This is a genomic window from Micromonospora sp. NPDC002575, assembly GCF_042889525.1.
GTDB classification, from domain to species: domain Bacteria; phylum Actinomycetota; class Actinomycetes; order Mycobacteriales; family Micromonosporaceae; genus Micromonospora; species Micromonospora carbonacea.
This window is the reverse complement of sequence record NZ_JBIARA010000013.1, coordinates 12968-28870: the sequence shown is the minus strand read 5'-3', so window position 1 is coordinate 28870 and position 15903 is coordinate 12968. Positions and strand designations below refer to the sequence as shown.

At 74.3% G+C, this 15903-nt stretch carries 13 protein-coding genes; 9 read left to right on the top strand and 4 right to left on the bottom strand.

Translation table 11 applies throughout. The features are described from left to right. Positions 1-30: 30 nt before the first annotated feature. Positions 31-816 (bottom strand): alpha/beta fold hydrolase, encoded by a 786-nt coding sequence (locus tag ACFYWL_RS19870; protein WP_386974704.1) that lies wholly within the window; start codon positions 814-816, stop codon positions 31-33. Positions 817-943: 127 nt separating this feature from the next. Between ACFYWL_RS19870 and ACFYWL_RS19865 the strand changes: the two genes are divergently transcribed. Next, positions 944-3397, top strand: coding sequence for a glycogen debranching N-terminal domain-containing protein (locus ACFYWL_RS19865; RefSeq protein WP_386974702.1), 2454 nt, complete (start codon positions 944-946; stop codon positions 3395-3397). A 16-nt stretch (positions 3398-3413) separates the two neighbouring features. On the opposite strand, the gene ACFYWL_RS19860 is transcribed toward ACFYWL_RS19865, so the two are convergent. Further along, complete coding sequence (locus ACFYWL_RS19860; RefSeq protein WP_386974700.1) at positions 3414-4496, bottom strand: SRPBCC family protein; 1083 nt, start codon at positions 4494-4496, stop codon at positions 3414-3416. Positions 4497-4699: 203 nt separating this feature from the next. Here ACFYWL_RS19860 and ACFYWL_RS19855 point away from each other — a divergent pair, with 203 nt between their 5' ends. Continuing rightward, positions 4700-5956, top strand: a complete 1257-nt coding sequence (locus tag ACFYWL_RS19855; RefSeq protein WP_386974698.1) for a family 16 glycosylhydrolase — start codon at positions 4700-4702, stop codon at positions 5954-5956. Positions 5957-6107: 151 nt separating this feature from the next. Further along, positions 6108-7064: a hypothetical protein gene (locus ACFYWL_RS19850; RefSeq protein WP_386974696.1), complete on the top strand. Its 957-nt coding sequence runs from the start codon at positions 6108-6110 to the stop codon at positions 7062-7064. Positions 7065-7127: 63 nt separating this feature from the next. Here ACFYWL_RS19850 and ACFYWL_RS19845 read toward each other — a convergent pair whose 3' ends face one another. Both ACFYWL_RS19845 and ACFYWL_RS19840 read right to left on the bottom strand, forming a co-directional pair. Next, positions 7128-8342 carry a S8 family serine peptidase gene (locus ACFYWL_RS19845; protein WP_386974694.1) on the bottom strand — a complete coding sequence of 405 codons (1215 nt, stop codon included), beginning with the start codon at positions 8340-8342 and terminating at the stop codon, positions 7128-7130. A 65-nt stretch (positions 8343-8407) separates the two neighbouring features. Continuing rightward, the gene (locus ACFYWL_RS19840) at positions 8408-9643 is read right to left on the bottom strand and encodes a S8 family peptidase (RefSeq protein ID WP_386974692.1); all 1236 of its coding nucleotides are present in this window, start codon (positions 9641-9643) and stop codon (positions 8408-8410) included. 403 nt (positions 9644-10046) lie between these two features. Here ACFYWL_RS19840 and ACFYWL_RS19835 point away from each other — a divergent pair, with 403 nt between their 5' ends. The 6 genes from ACFYWL_RS19835 (at position 10047) to deoC (ending at position 15836) form a co-directional block, all read left to right on the top strand. Then, positions 10047-10961, top strand: coding sequence for a ribokinase (locus ACFYWL_RS19835; protein ID WP_386974690.1), 915 nt, complete (start codon positions 10047-10049; stop codon positions 10959-10961). Between the two features lie 5 nt (positions 10962-10966). Beyond that, positions 10967-11998 carry an ABC transporter permease gene (locus ACFYWL_RS19830; RefSeq protein ID WP_386974688.1) on the top strand — a complete coding sequence of 344 codons (1032 nt, stop codon included), beginning with the start codon at positions 10967-10969 and terminating at the stop codon, positions 11996-11998. Between the two features lie 63 nt (positions 11999-12061). After that, on the top strand, positions 12062-13084 hold the full coding sequence (locus ACFYWL_RS19825) for a substrate-binding domain-containing protein (RefSeq protein ID WP_386974686.1): 1023 nt from the start codon (positions 12062-12064) through the stop codon (positions 13082-13084). A gap of 3 nt (positions 13085-13087) precedes the next feature. Further along, positions 13088-14632 carry a sugar ABC transporter ATP-binding protein gene (locus ACFYWL_RS19820; protein ID WP_386974684.1) on the top strand — a complete coding sequence of 515 codons (1545 nt, stop codon included), beginning with the start codon at positions 13088-13090 and terminating at the stop codon, positions 14630-14632. Continuing rightward, entirely contained in the window at positions 14629-15084 is a 456-nt protein-coding gene (rbsD, locus tag ACFYWL_RS19815; protein ID WP_043963491.1) for a D-ribose pyranase, read from the top strand. Before ACFYWL_RS19820 ends, rbsD begins: the two co-directional genes overlap by 4 nt. Positions 15085-15128: 44 nt before the next feature. Further along, on the top strand, positions 15129-15836 hold the full coding sequence (deoC, locus tag ACFYWL_RS19810) for a deoxyribose-phosphate aldolase (RefSeq protein ID WP_386974682.1): 708 nt from the start codon (positions 15129-15131) through the stop codon (positions 15834-15836). Positions 15837-15903: the final 67 nt, after the last annotated feature.

Genomic DNA, 15903 nt, shown 5'->3' with positions numbered 1-15903 from the left:
GCCCGTCGGCCTCCGGCGTGCCGCGCGTGCTCAGCCGGTGATCTCCAGGTGCCGGTCGATCATCGCGTTGACCTGGTCGGGCACCTCGAGCTGGACGAAGTGCCCGGAGCCGGCGGCCTGGCCGATGTGCGCCTGCGGGGCCAGCCGGGCGAGCCGGGCGTAGTCGGCGAACGGCGCGTTGCTGCCGACGAAGAGCAGCGGACGATCCCAGCGGGCCAGCGCCGCCTCGTCGCCGCCCTCGTCGATGTATTCGGCCAGGGCGGCGATCGGCGCGTACGCGACCTCGGTGGAGGGCTGGGCCGTGGCGTTCACCACCCACTCCACCAGCCGGGGGTCGGACTGCGGCAGGAAGTAGGACCGGACGATCGACTCCCGGACCGCGCCGGTGGTGTCGTCGCGCAGCGACCGGGCGACCTCCTCGATCGCTTCGGCGGCGCCTGGCGGCCCGGCCACGGCCGAGTCGAGCATGGCCAGGCCGGTGAAGCGGTCCCGGTCACCGGCGGCGGCGGCGAGCGACCAGACCCCGCCCAGGCTGTGCCCGATCACGACGACCCGCCGCAGGTCGAGCTCGACGGCCAGGGCCCGGAGCCGGGCGGCGAGCTGCTCCACGCCGTAGCCCTCGGGCGGTGGCGGGCTCTGCCCGTGCCCGGGCATGTCGACCGCGATCACCCGGGCGGGGCGGCCGGCCAGGTGCCGGGCGATCGGCTCCATGAACCGGTGGTCACAGCACCAGCCGTGCACCAGCAGGAACGTGTCGCGCCGGCCTCGCCCGTAGGTCCGGTAGCGCATCCCGGCGGCGGTGTGTCGGTCGGTCATCTGGCCCTCCCGGAAGGGGGTGTGGGCCGTCGCGGTGAAGCGCGGCCGTCGGGGATCGCCATAGCGTACTGTGGCCTTCGTGCCATTACATCCGTTTCCTGGGTGGTAGCGGAAGGGGGTGCGCGGGGTGCGCGGTGACAGGGGCGTCCCCCTGAGCGCGCGACTCGACCAGTTCTTCGCCGGTCTCCCGGAGGCCGCCCGGGGCCGGCTGCCCGCCACCCCCACCGGGCTCATCGCCTTCCGCCTCGTCGCCGACGACGCGCCGCCCAGCACCTGGTTCGTGACCCTCGCCGACGGCCGGGCCCGGGTGGACCGCCACGGCCACGACCCGGACTGCGTCGTGGAGACGCGACCCGAGACGCTCGAACGACTGGTCGCCGGCGTCGACCACATCGTGGCGATGCTCTTCCGCGGCGTCGTGTCGGTCGAGGGCGACCTGTCGCTGTTCCTGGTGTTCCGCCGGCTGCTGCCGGCCCCCGCCGACAGCACCGCCTCCGAGCCGGCCGCCGGGATCTCGCCCAGCGCCGAGCGCGACGGCATCGGACGGCAGGACACGACCGGCATCTTCTACGGCAACATGTTCATGATCAGCACCCGCAGCGGCGACGTGGAGACCGAACCGGCCACCCCGCTCGGCCTCTTCTTCTTCGACACCCGCTTCCTGTCGACCTGGCGTCTGAGCGTCGACTCGGAGCGCCTGACCGAGTTGTCGATCGACGACGTGCGCTCCTTCGAGTCGAAGTTCGCCCTGGCGCCGGGCCAGCCCACGCACTACGTCAACGCCACCACGTCCGTCCTGCGGCACCGCTGGCTGGGGGAGGCATTCGAGGAGGAGGTCACCCTGTTCAACTACGGGGCGGAGCCCGCGCGGTACACCGTCCGGCTCGACGTCGGGGCGGACTTCGCGGAGGTGCAGGAGATCCGCGACGGGGTGCGCCGGCCCCGCGAGGTGACCACCACGATCGACGACAGCTCGCTGCGGCTGCACTACCGGCGGGGCACCCTGCACCGGGAGACGGCCGTCTGCGCCAGCGAGCCGGCGCGCGTCGACGGGCGCGGATTCACCTTCACCGTCTCCCTCGACCCGCACGAGACCTGGACGGTCCGGCTGCGCGTGCTGACCCTCGTGCGTGACCTGCACCGGCGGGACCTGCGGGAACGGCTGCGCAGCTCCACCCACCGATCCCGGGCCGAGGCCGGCCGGGAGATCGACGGCATCGTCGCCGCGGTGCCCGGGCTGCGCGCCGACCACGGGCCGCTGTCCGAGGCGTACCGGCGCGGCGTGCGGGACCTCGCCGCCCTCTACTACCAGGGCCTCAACTTCCTCGACCGGCTGCCCGCCACCGGCCTGCCCTGGTCGATGACCCTCCTCGGCCGGGAAAGCCTGGTCAGCAGTCTCCAGGCGCTGCCGTTCCTGCCGCACCGGGCCGTCAGCACCCTGCGGATCCTGGCGCTGAGCCAGGGCGCCCGGATCGACCCGTTCCGCGGCGAGCAGCCGGGCCGGATTCTCCAGGAGAGCCGGTACGGCGAGTCGGCCGCCTTCGCCGACACCCCCGACGCCGCCGACTTCTCCGCCGCCGACACCACCCCGCTGTTCGTCATCCTGCTCGACGAGTACGAACGCTGGACCGGCGACGCCGAGCTGGTCCGCCGCTACGAGTTCGAGGTCCGCGCGGCGATCGCCTGGCTCGACGACTACGCCGACCCGGTCGGCGACGGCTACGTCTGGTCCACCCGCCGGCAGCGCCGGACCGGGCCGGTCAACGAGAGCTGGCGTAGCTCGGTGCAGAGCATCTGCTTCCGCGACGGCCGGCTCGCCACGTTCCCCCAGGCGATCTGCGAGATCCAGGGGTACGCCTACGACGCCCGGCTGCGGGCGGCCCGGATGGCCCGGCTGTTCTGGGACGACCCGGCCTACGCCGACCGGCTCGAACGCGCCGCCGCGGCGCTGCGGGAGCGCTTCGACCGGGACTTCTGGCTGCCCGAGCGGGGCTGCTACGCGCTGGCGTTGCAGTCCGACGGCCAGCGGGTCGACGCCCTGGCGTCCAACGTCGGGCACCTGCTGTGGAGCGGCATCGTCGCGCCCGAACGCGCCGAGCGCCTGGTCGGCCACCTGCTCGGGCCGGCCCTGTTCTCCGGCTGGGGGGTGCGGACCCTGGCCAGCACCGAGGGGCAGTTCAACCCGCTGGGCCACCACACCGGAGCGATCTGGCCGGCGGACAACTCCCTCATCGTCTGGGGGCTGCGCCGCTACGGCTTCCGGCAGGAGGCCGCCCGGATCGCGCTGGCGCTGCTGGAGGCGGGTCAGCACTTCCAGGGCGCGCTGCCCCCGTACTTCGCCGGCTACGACCGGGCCGTCACCCGCGTCCCCGTGCCGCACCACTTCACCGACAGCCCGTACGCGCCCTCCGCCGGGGCGCCGCTGTTGCTGCTGCGCGCCCTGCTCGGCCTCGAACCCCACGACGACCACCTGGCGGTCGACGCCGGGGTGCCGGAGGAGATGGGCCAGATCGAGCTGCTCGACATCCGGGGCCGCTGGGGGTACGCCGACGCCCTGGGCCGGGGCCGGCCCTTCCGGTGACCCGCCCCGGCGGCCCTCACAGGCCGGCGCACGGGGTGTCCGCCACGGCGCACGCCTCGGGCGCCTTGACGAACGGGTCGGCGTCGCGGACGTCGAACCGGACGGACTGCGATCCGCCCGCCGGCACCGCCGGCCCGGTGATCGTGACGGACCGGCCGTCCTGCCGCCATTCGCCGCCCTCGACGTCGCCGATCGTGCTGCCCGAGGGCAGGGTGAGCACCACCGTCCAGTCGCGGGCCGCCGCGCCGGCCGCGTTGTCGACCACCACCTCGCCGGTGTAGCCGAAGATCCGGGTCGCCACGGTCTCGTACCGGGCGGTCAGGGGCGCCTGCGTCGCCGGGGCGGGGGTGGGCGTCGGCGACGGCGTGGGCGGGGCGGACCGGCTCGGGCGGGCGCTGCTGCGGGTGGCGCTGGGGGTGGGCCGCGCGGTCGGGGTGGCCCGGGGCGTGCCGCTGGCGGCGGTGGTCGCGACCGGCGGGACGGTCGCCGGTTGCGGGGCGGCGGCACGGTCGGGGCCCGGCGGCAGCAGCACCCAGGCCGTCAGGCCGGTGGCCAGGACGCCACCGCCGAGCGCCGCGACCAGCGCGGCACGTCGGCGTCGCCGCGGCGACGCCGCGCCGCCGGGCGTCTCGACGACCGGCATCTCGGCCGTCGGCGGGCCCTGGTCGCGGAGCAGGTCGACCTGCTGGAAGGCCAGCCAGTCGAGGATGGCGGGCAGCCGGCCGGTGAGCGTCTGCTGGTAGAACTGCTCGCGGCGCACGCGCTGCTCGACGGGCCAGGCGCCGTGTTCGAGGGTCTCGCGCACCGTCAGCCGGCAGCCCTCGGGCGTGGGGCTGACGGCGCAGCTCAGCAGGGTGCGCCGGCCGGCCTCCTGGCAGCGCAGGGCGATCGCGTCCGGCTCCCGCCGCTCGGTCACCTCCGCGTCGACGGCGGCGTCGAAGCCGGGCAGCCCCGCCGTGTAGAGCAGCAGCCGGCCCGGCCGGCCGGCGGCGGGCTCGACCTCGGTGTACCAGCGGGCCAGCAGCGCCGGGTCCGTCAACGCGCGCCAGACCCGGTCGGTGGGGTGGGGCAGGTCGATCCGCGCGCCGATCTCAATCACGGCGAGACTCTACGGGTTTCGCCGGCCGCCGGTCTGCCGTGGGGCGCAGGCACGGGGTCCTCTCGCAGCCCTCCAGCACTGGAAAGAGTCTTGACAGAAAGGAATTGCATCGACAGACTTCGCTTGAGAGCGCTCTCCGCACGTCGCCGCCGACCGCCACGCCCACCCGGCGTGGCGTCCGGACCGTCCACCGAGGAGACCACGTGACCAGACTCCGACCCGTCCCCCGAGCGCTCGCCCTCGCCGCCGCCGCGCTCGTCGCCTCCACCGTGGCCCTCGTCCTGCCCGGCCATGCCGAGCCCGCCGCGGCAGCCATCGGCCCGATCACCTGGCAGGACGAGTTCAACGCGCCGGCCGGCACACCCGTCGACCAGAGCCGGTGGCGGTTCGACATCGGCGGCGGCGGCTGGGGCAACAACGAGCGGCAGTACTACACCAACAGCACGAGCAACGCCGTGCACGACGGCCAGGGCAACCTGGTCATCACCGCCCGCAAGGAGAACCCGGCCAACTACCAGTGCCACTACGGCCGGTGCGAGTACACCTCCGCTCGGCTGCTGACCGCCGCCACGTTCACCCAGGCGTACGGCCGGTTCGAGGCGCGGATCAAGATCCCCCGGGGCCAGGGCATCTGGCCGGCGTTCTGGATGCTCGGCAACGACATGGGCAGCGTCGGCTGGCCGAACGCGGGCGAGATCGACATCATGGAGAACATCGGCCGCGAGCCGAACACCGTGTACGGCACCATCCACGGGCCGGGCTACTCCGGTGGCGGCGGCATCACCAACAGCCGCACCATCGGCGCGCCGCTGGCCGACGCCTTCCACACCTACCGGGTCGACTGGGAGCCCAACTCGATCGTCTGGTACCTCGACGGCGTCGAGTACCACCGCGTCGACCCCGGCCGGCTCGGCGGCAACCGCTGGGTGTTCGACCACCCGTTCTTCATGCTCCTCAACGTGGCGGTCGGCGGCAACTGGCCGGGCTACCCCGACGCCACCACGCAGTTCCCGCAGCAGATGCTGGTCGACTACGTCCGGGTGTCCGGGTACACCTCCGGCGGCAACCCGCCGACCGGCACCACCCGGCTGCGCGGCGCGCAGAGCGGCCGGTGCATCGACATCCCCAACGCCGACCCCGTCGACGGGGCCAAGCTGCAGATCTGGGACTGCAACACCACCGCCGCCCAGGCGTGGACGTTCGCCTCCGACGGCACCGTGCGGGCGATGGGCAAGTGCATGGACCCGGCCTGGGCCGGCACCGCGAACGGCACCGAGGTCAACCTCGTCACCTGCAACGGCAACCCGGTCCAGCGGTTCACCCTCAACGGCAGCGGCGACCTGGTCAACCTCAGCGCCAACCGCTGCGTCGACGTCCGCGACCAGAACCCGGCCAACGGCGGCAAGCTCCAGCTCTGGGACTGCACGGGCGCGGCCAACCAGAAGTGGTCGCGCTACTGACCCGACCCGACCCGCGCCACGCCGCCGCCGGTACGCCGGCGGCGGCGTGCCCGTCCGGCGTCGGAGATCGGCACGCCGCGCCGGGCGTCGATCGATCCCGGCCCCGGATCCGTACTCCCCGGTGTCGTCCACCGGGGAGAGAGGTCCGCGCATGTCCGCACCCGAGACGTGTCCCGCACCGTCCGACGTCGACGGCCGCCGGCCGCGTGTCGTCACCGGGGTCGTCGTGGAGCCCGATCCCCACGTCGGCGCCGCGCACCGGGCCGACGCGTACGGCGGGTCGGGCTTCTTCGCCGGTCCGGTGATCGACGTCGAGCCCGACCGCCGGGCGGCCCCCCGTCGTCGGCCCGTCGTCGGCCTCGTCCTCGCCGGGGTGATCCTGGCCCTGCTCGCCGCCGGCGGGCTCGCCCTCGCCTCGGGGCCGCCCGGCCTGCGCGCGGCCGGGACCGCGCCGGCTCCGGCGGCCGGCGGCGACGGCCCGGCGGCCGGCGGCCCCGCCCCCCACACGGTCACCGCGCCCCTGGGCGGGCGGTCGCGGGCCGCGTTCGAGCTGGTCACCGGCACCACCGCCGTCGACCTGCGCATCGTCGACCTCGGCGCGGACCTCTACCGGATCAGCACCCCGGCCGACGGCGACAGCGTCCCGCGGCCGGTGCGCACCGCCGAGCAGGTGGCGCTGCACCTGACGCCCACCGGCCGTGCCGGGCCCGGGGCGGTGCAGATCCGGCTCACCTCGCGGGTGGCCTGGCGGCTGGTGATGGGCGGCGGCGCGAGCACCCAGCTGCTCGACCTGCGCGCCGGCCGGCTGCTCGGCGTGGACCTGGCCGGGGGCACCGACCGCACGGAGCTGCGGCTGCCCGCCGGGGACGGCAGCCTGGCCGTGCGGCTGACCGCCGGGGTCAACCAGCTCACGGTCTCCGTGCCGGACCTGCGTCCGGTGCGGGTGCGGGCCGTCCGCGGCGCCGGCTCGGTCACCGTGCACGCCGAGCGCCGCGTCGGCGTGGCCGGCGGCGCGGTCATCACGACCCCGGGCTGGGAGACCGCCGCCGACCGGCTGGACCTGGACCTGGTCGGCGGCGCCGACGCGGTCACCGTGCTGCGGCGCTGACGCCGGCCGCCCGCCGCAGCCCGCCCCGCCCGGCGGGCTGCGGTCGAGACGGTCACCGCGGCGTCAGGGGCCGCAGTAGAGCATCCGGTTCGGCGAGCCGGCTCCCGGGCTGCCGACGACACCGGCGGTGGCGGTGGCGGCGAGGTGCGCCGCCACCTGCGCCGGGGTCCAGGTGGGATGGTCGGAGAGCACCAGGGCGGCGCAGCCGGCGACGTGCGCGGCGGCCATCGGGCTGCCGCTGACCGTGTTGGTGGCGGTGTCGCTGGTGTTCCAGGTCGAGGTGATGCCGCCGCCGGGGGCGAAGATGTCCACGCAGGCGCCGTAGTTGGCCGAGCCCATCTTCACGTCGGTGGAGAGGGTGCCGGAGACCGTGAGCGCCGCGGGCACCCGCGCGGGCGAGAAGTTGCAGGCGTCGCTGGACGAGCTGCCCGAGGGCACCGTGTACGTGACGCCGGAGCTGATGGAGGCGTTCAGCGCGGCGTCCACGGCGCTGCTGGCGCTGCCGCCGAGGCCCATGGTGGCCACGGCGGGCTTCACCGCGTACCGGGTGACCCAGTCGATGCCGGCGATGACCTGCGCCCAGGTGCCGCTGCCGGAGCAGTTGAGCACCCGCACCGGCACCAGCCGGGCGTCCTTGGCCACCCCGTGCAGCTGGCCGCCGATGGTGCCGGCGAGGTGGGTGCCGTGGCCGTTGCAGTCGTCGGCCGGCAGGGCCCCGTCGACCGCGTCGTACCCGCCGGCGACGGAGCCGCCGAAGTCGACGTGGCTGGCGCGGATGCCGGTGTCCAGGACGTATGCCTGCACGTTCGGCGCGGTGTTCGGGTAGGCGTACCGGCCGTCGAGCGGCAGCTTGCGCTGGTCGATGCGGTCCAGCCCCCACGACGGCGGGTCGAGCTGGACGCCGGCCGCCAGCGCCGTCACGTGGTTCTGCTCGACGTACGCCACGGCCGGGTCGGCGGCGAGCCGGCGGGCGGCCCGCTCCGGCAGGCGGATCTCGAAGCCACGGACGGCGGCGTGGTAGACGTGGCCGCGTACGCCACCGAACCTGCCGGCGAGGCGGTCGGCGGTGGCGGCGACCGACGCGGCCGACCCGGCGGCGGCGCGGTCGTCCAGCAGGACGAGGTAGCTGTCGGGCACGGCGGTGGGGCCGCCGGCGTGCCGGATGGGCGCGGTGGCCGCGGCGGCCGGCGATGCGGCGAGCGGGCCCGCGCCGAGGGCGAGCGCCACGCCGAGGGCGGCTGCGAGCGATCGCCGGCGTCGGGTGCCAGGAACGATCATGTCCGGTCCTTTCCGACGCGCCGGCCCCGGGGTGGTCACCCCGGGGCCGGCGGCTGGTGGTCAGGTCAGCTGGTGGGGGAGAGGTAGAGCAGGCGGTTCGGCGAGCCGCTGCCGGGGCTGCCCACCGTGCCGCTGCTGGCGGTGGAGACCAGGTACGACGCGACCTGCGCCGGGGTCCACGACGGGTTGTTCTGCAGCACGCGGGCGGCGGCGCCGGCCACGTGCGGGGAGGCCATCGAGGTGCCGCTGATGGTGTTGGTGGCCGTGTCGCTGGTGTACCAGGCCGACAGCACGGCCGAGCCCGGCGCGAAGATGTCCAGGCAGGTGCCGTAGTTCGAGTACGACGCGCGGGCGCCGTCGCTCTGCGTCGCGCCGACGGTGATCGCGGTCGGCACCGCGGCCGGGGAGTAGTTGCAGGCGTTGGCGCTGGAGTTGCCGGCGGCCACCGCGTAGGTGACGCCGTCGGCGATCGAGTTGGCCACGGCGGTGTTCAGGGAGGTGTTGAGGCCGCCGCCGAGGCTCATGTTCGCCGCCGCCGGGGTGCCGGCCTGGTGGTTGGAGGTCACCCAGTCGACGCCGGCGATGACGCCCGCCGTGGTGCCGCTGCCGGAGCAGTTGAGCACCCGCACCGCCACCAGCCGGGCGCTCTTGGCCACCCCGTAGGTCGACCCGCCGACGGTGCCGGCGACGTGCGTGCCGTGGCCGTTGCAGTCCGCGGCCGGCAGGGCCCCGTCGACCGCGTCGTAGCCGTCGACGGCCCGCCCGCCGAACTGGCTGTGGGTGGTCCGGATGCCCGTGTCGATGATGTACACGGTGATGCCCGAGCCGGTGCTGGTGTAGCTGTAGGTGCCCGACAGCGGGAGGGCGGCCTGGTCGATCCGGTCCAGGCCCCACGGCGGGTTGGTCTGGGTCGCGGTGGTCGTCACGGTCTGGTTCTGCTCGACGTACGCCACGGCCGGGTCGGCGGCCAGCCGCTTGGCGGCCCGCTCCGACAGCCGGACCTCGAAGCCGTTGAGCGCCTCGCCGTACACGTGGCCGACGGTGGCGCCGTACCGGCCGGCGAGGACGCCGGCCGAGTTCGCGACGGCGGCGGCCCGGGTACCGGCCCGGCCGCCGACGGCGCTGTCCTTCAGCACCACGATGTAGCTGTCCTTGACCGCCGTGGCGCTGCCGGCGGACAGGATCTCGCCGGTGGCGGGCGCCGCGCTGGCCGGCGCACCGACCGTGGCGGCGGCCAGCGCGGCGGTGGTGAGGACGCCGAAGGCGGCCAACCGGCGGGGGCTCGTGCGGGGGAGTGTCATCTCCCGGTCCTCCCTTGTTCTGGCCGGCACAGGGCCTGGTGAGCCGCTGGGCCGGTCCGAGCGGTTGTGGGGAGCCTAAGGTCAATCCGCGAACATCGATATATACCGAACGGTTCATAGCGTGGCCCTATGGCCGCCCGGCCGCCCCGCCGGGCCGGACCGCGCGCCCACCCGAGGCGCTCCGGCCCCGCCGATGCCGCGGGGACCAAAAGCCCCATGTGGTACGAAAGCCTCGGGGATCAAGTTCGCAAAGGTGTGGAAAGCCTCTTCTCGCGCCCGGTTGGCGCGTCCTCGGGTTGCGGGAATGTTTCCGCGAAATGTCGGCGTGGCCCTTGACACCGCCCTGCGGCGATCCTTACGGTCCCCTCAGTTGTACATGGTTGTCCATGAACATGGGGTCGGGATGAAGATTGCAGTGATCGGCAGCTACGGCGCCGGGCTGACCATGCGGGTGCCCCGGGTGCCGGTGGCCGGGGAGACCCTCTCCGGCGGCAGCTTCGCCTCGGGCCACGGGGGCAAGGGCTCGAACCAGGCCGTCGCCGCCGCCCGGCTCGGCGCGCGGGTCAGCCTGCTGACCGCCGTCGGCGCCGACCAGTTCGGCGTCGCCGCCCGGGAACTCTGGGCGCGGGAGGGCGTGGACGCCGCGGGCGTGCGCACCACCACCGCCTCCGCCACCATGGTCGGCGTCATCCTGGTCGACGCCGACGGCGAGAACCGCATCGCCATCGCCCCCGGCGCGCTCGACGAGCTGACCCCCGCCGACGTCGCGGGCTTCGCCGACCGCATCGCCGAGGCGGACCTGGCCGTGGTCTCCCTGGAGATCCCGCTGCCGGTGGCCCTCGCCGCGCTGCGCACCGCCCACGAGCGCGGCGTGCGCACGCTGCTCAACCCCGCCCCCGCCGTCGCGCTGCCCGACGAGGCGTGGGACTGGATCGACGTGGTCACGCCCAACGCCAGCGAGGCCCGGGTGCTCACCGGCCGCGACCCCGCGGACCCGGCCACGGGCGACGAGCTGGTGGACCTGCTGCGCACCCGCTACGCCGGGACGATCGTGCTCACCCTCGGCGCCGACGGCGCCCTCGTCGACCACGACGGGCAGCGGGCACGCGTCGACCCGGTCACCGTCGCCCGCGTCGTCGACACCACCGGCGCGGGCGACGCCTTCACCGCGGCGCTCGCCGTGGCCCTGGCCCGGGGCGACGCCCTCACCGACGCGGTGCGCTTCGCCGCCGCGGCCGGCGCGCACGCTGTCGGCGTCGCCGAGGTGATCCCCGCCCTGCCGTACCCGGACGACGTCGCGGCCCTGCTGAGGAGATGAGACAGATGGCCCAGACCACCACCCCCGTGGCGCCCGCGGTGGGCAAACCCGCCGCCGCCCCGCCCGCCCGTTCCCCGCTGCACCGCTTCCTGCACGCCCGGGAGGCCAGCACCTTCCTCGCCCTCGTCGTGCTGTTCGCCCTGGGCACCCTGATCGCCCCGGGGTTCGTGGGGACGGGCAACTTCCTCACCGTCGGCCAGCAGATCGCCCAGATCGGCATCATGGCCGTCGGCGTCACGTTCGTCATCATCAACGCCGAGATCGACCTCTCGGTGGGCTCGATCTACGGCCTCGGCGCCGTCGTCTGCGGGCTGCTCATGACCTCCGACGTCGCCTGGCCGCTGGCCGCCCTCGGCGGCATCGCCGCCGGCGCGGTCGCGGGCCTGCTCAACGGGCTGCTGACCGTCGGCTTCGGCATCCCGTCGTTCATCGTCACGCTCGGCACGCTGAGCGTCTACCGGGGCGTGACGCTGCTGCTCAGCGGCGGCGCGCCGATCTCGCTGTCGGCCAAGGACCCCGGCGTGGCCGAGTTCAACCTGCTCGGCCAGGGCAAGCTGTTCGGCGTCGTGCCGATGCAGCTCGTGCTGTTCGCGCTCGTCGCCGTCGTCGGCACGATCGTGCTGTCCCGCTCCCGCTACGGCTTCAACACCTACGCCGTCGGCGGCAGCGCCGAGGCCGCCCGGCTGTGCGGCATCGACACCGGTCGGGTGAAGGTCGCCGCGTTCACCCTGTCCGGGACGCTCGCCGGCCTGGCCGGCGTGCTCGGCCTGTCGTTCCTGTCCTACGTGCAGGGCGTCACCGGCACCGGGATGGAGCTGACCGCCATCTCCGCCGTGATCATCGGCGGGGCGGCCCTGTTCGGCGGCTCCGGCACCATGCTCGGCACCGTCATCGGCGTCGCGTTCATCGGCGTCCTGCAGAACATCCTCAACCTGCGCGGCATCTCCTCGTTCTGGCAGACCGTGGCGACCGGCGCGGTGATCATCCTCGCCGTCGCCGCCGACACCTGGCTGCGCAGACGCTCCGGGCGTCGGTGACCGTCCCGGCCCGCGCCCCGCGCCTCCTCTCCCTTCCCCCACACACCGCAAGGAGCCACCCCGATGAAGCTGTCCCTCCGGCGTCGGGTCGCGGTCGTCGCGACCCTCGGCCTGGCGCTGCTGGCGAACGCCGCCTGCGGCGCGGTCACCCCGGCCAGCACCGCCTCCACCGAGAACGGCGGCGGGTTCAAGCTCGCCGACTACATCTCCGACGCGGTCGAGAAGGGCGAGCCGCTCAAGATCAAGCTCAGCTACCACGACCCGTCGCTGGCCTTCGCCGTCCCGATCCGGCAGGGCATGGAGCGCGGCGCCAAGGAGTTCGGCGTCGACGCGCAGATGATCGGCCCCTCCGGCGGCAACCCCGCCGACCAGGTCGCCGAGCTGCAGACCCTGATCAACCAGAAGCAGATCCACGGCCTCGCGGTCTCCTCGGCCAGCAACGACGCCCTCAAGCCGGTCATCGCCCAGGCGTACGACGCCGGCATCCCGATCATCTCGTTCAACACCAACAACCCCGAGTCCAAGCAGATGGGCTTCGTCGGTCAGGACCTCGTCGCCTCCGGCCGTTCCCTGGCCAAGGAGCTGCTCGGCGTGCTCAAGGGCAGGACCGGCAAGGTCGTCGTCGCCTCGGTCGACTCCGGCGCCGGCTGGTCCAACGACCGGTTCTCCGGCTTCCAGGAGGGGGTCAAGGACTCCGGCCTGCAGATCGTCGGCCCGGTGAACACCGGCAACGAGCCCAGCGCCGCGTACAACACCATCGAGTCGACGATGGCCGCGCAGAAGGACGCGATCGCCCTGGTCTCGCTCGACTGCTGCAGCTTCACCGCCGGGGCCAAGTGGCTCCAGCAGTCCGGCAACGTCGGCAAGATCCACTCGGTGGGCTTCGACGTGCAGCCGCAGACCGTCGAGTACCTCAAGGCCGGCGTGGTCGACCTGACCATCAGCCAGGCCCCGGCCGAGCAGGGCTACCAGGCGGTCAAGCTGCTGGCCGAGTTCCTGAAGAACGGCACCCCCGTCGCCGGCGTCGACACGGGCGTCCTCGTCGTCACCCCCGCCAACGTCGACGACGTGCCGGTGGAGGGCTGACCGATGACCAGCCCGGCCACGATCGCCGCACCGACGACGGCCGCCGTCGAGGTGACCGGTCTGTCGAAGCACTTCGGCGTCGTCCGCGCCCTTCAGGACGTCACCCTGAGCGTCCCCGCCGGCAGCCTCACCGCCGTGATGGGGGAGAACGGCGCCGGCAAGTCGACACTCATGAAGATCCTGGCCGGGCTGGACACGCCCACCGCCGGTGCGGTCCGGGTGGCCGGCGAGGAGGTACGCCGGTTCGACCCGGCGACCCTGCTCAGCCGCCACCGGGTCGCGCTGGTCCCGCAGGAGCTGGCCCTGGCCCAGGACCGGACGGTCGCCGAGAACATCATGCTCGGCGCCGAACCGGGACCCCGGCCCTTCCCGCACCGGCGACGGATGGACGAGCGCGCGGCCGAGCTGCTGGACCGGCTCGGCCTGCGGGTCGACCCCCGGCGCACCGTCCGCCACCTCGACGCCGCCGCGCAGCAGCTGGTGGTGGTCGCCCGGTCCCTGGCCCGCGAGGCGCGGGTGGTCATCCTCGACGAGCCGACGTCGATCCTGTCACCGGCCGAGTCGGACCGGCTGTTCGAGGTGATCCGCCACCTGCAGGCCGACGGGGTCACCCTGCTCTACGTCTCGCACCGGATGCCCGAGGTGTTCGCGCTGTCCCAGCACATCCACGTGCTGCGCGACGGCCGGCACGTCGCCGACTGGCCCACCGCCCGGGTCAGCCCCGACGAGGTGGTCTCGGCGATGGTCGGCCGCGAGCTGGCCGCCGAGTTCGCCCGGCACGACACCGTCGCTCCCGCCGGGACGGCCACCCCCCGGCTGCGGATGCGGGCCGTGACCGGGGCCGGGTTCACCGGCGTCGACCTCGACGTCGCGCCCGGCGAGGTGCTCGGCGTGGCCGGCCTGCCCGACAGCGGTCGCGTCGAGTTGCTGCGTGGCGTCTTCGGCGCCGACCCGGTCCACGGCGGCGAGTTGCGGCTCGACGGGGAGCCGTTCGCCGCGCCTACGCCGCGCGACGCGATCCGCGCCCGTGTCGCCTACCTGCCCGGGGAACGCCGGCAGCAGGGCATCCTGCCGACGATGAGCGTCGCCGACAACGTCAACGTCCTGACGCTCGGCCGCCGGCAACGCTTTGGCCTGCTGCGGCGCGGGGCGCTGCGCCGCGACGCCGACACCCGCGCCCGTGAGCTGACGGTGAAGACGTCCGGCACCGCGCAGGGCATCACCCAGCTCTCCGGCGGCAACCAGCAGAAGGCCCTGCTCGCCCGCTGGCTGTCCATCGAGCCCCGGCTGATGCTGCTCGACGAACCCACCCGCGGCGTCGACGTCGGCGCCAAGGCGGAGATCTACCGGCTGTTCCGCCACCTGACCGCCGACGGCGTGTCGATCGTCGTCTCCTCCTCGGACCTGCCCGAGCTGCTGACCGTCAGCGACCGGATCGCGGTCATGGCCGCCGGACGCCTGGTCGGCGTGCTCCCGGCGGCGCAGGCCACCGAGGAGAAGGTCATGGCGCTGGCCACCGGCGCGCACACCATGAAGGAGAAAGCATGAAACGCACAGGTCTGCTCCACGCCGAGCTGTCCGGGGTGCTCGCCACCCTGGGCCACACCGACCTCCTGCTCGTGGTCGACGCCGGGTTCCCGATCCCCCGCACGGCGCACCGCATCGACCTCGCCGTCGCCGAGGACCTGCCCGGGCTCACCACCGTGCTCGACCTCGTCGCCGACGAGATCATCGTCGAGGGCGTCGTCGTGGCCGAGGACGTGACCACCCACAACCGTCCCCTCGCGGACTGGCTGGGGCAGCGTTTCCCCGGCGCGCCGCTGACCACGCGCCCGCACGCCGAGATGCTCGGCGAGCTGGCCCACCAGGCGAAGGCGATCGTCCGCACGGGGGCGTTCAACCCGTGGGGCAACGTCGGGCTGGTCTGCGGCGTGGACGTGCCGCGCTGGTTCGACGAGCCCGGCGTCGTCGTACCCGACTACTACCGGGACCGGATGTAGCCCGGCACCCGCCCGCACCACGACGCACCGACTTGGAGAAGAACGTGAGCACTGCCATCCTGCCCGACGCCGAGATCACCCCGGCCGCGCTGGCGCCCTACATCCAACACACGCTGATCGACGTCGGCGTCACCCGCGACCGGATGGTCGCGCACGCCGAGGAGACCCTCCGGTACGGCTTCGACGCCGCCATGGTGCCCGGCTCGTGGGTCGCCGAGGTCGCCGAGGTGCTACGCGGCACGGACGCCGGCGTCGCCTCGGCGCTCGACTTTCCCACCGTCGGCGTGACCACCAGCGCCGGCAAGGCCGCCGAGGCGGAGAGCCTGGTGCGGGCCGGCGCCACGCAGATCGACATCGGCGTGCAGATCGGCTGGCTCAAGAGCGGCCGCTACGACGCCTTCCGCGACGACATCGCCGGCGTCGTCCGGGCGGCCGGCGTGCCGATCAAGGTCATGCTGGAGCTGCCGCTGCTCACCCCGGCCGAGCGGGAGGCCGCCGTCGAGCTGTCCATCGAGGCCGGTGCCGCGTACCTGAAGAACGCCAGCAGCGGCGCGGTGGAGATCGCCAACCCCGACAGCATCGCCTACCTGGTCGCCCGCGCCCCGCAGGGGGTACGGGTCAAGGCCTCGGGCGGCATCAAGTCCTTCGCGCAGGCCGTGTCCCTGCTGCGGGCGGGGGCGGTGCTGCTCGGCACCAGCGCCGGGGTGGCTATCGTCACCGACGAAGTCAACGAGCACACCACGAGTTACTGACCGTCCGTCGCCCCTCGACGGCGGTGGCGGCACCGGCCACCACGTCGAGGGGCGCCGGCCCCCACCG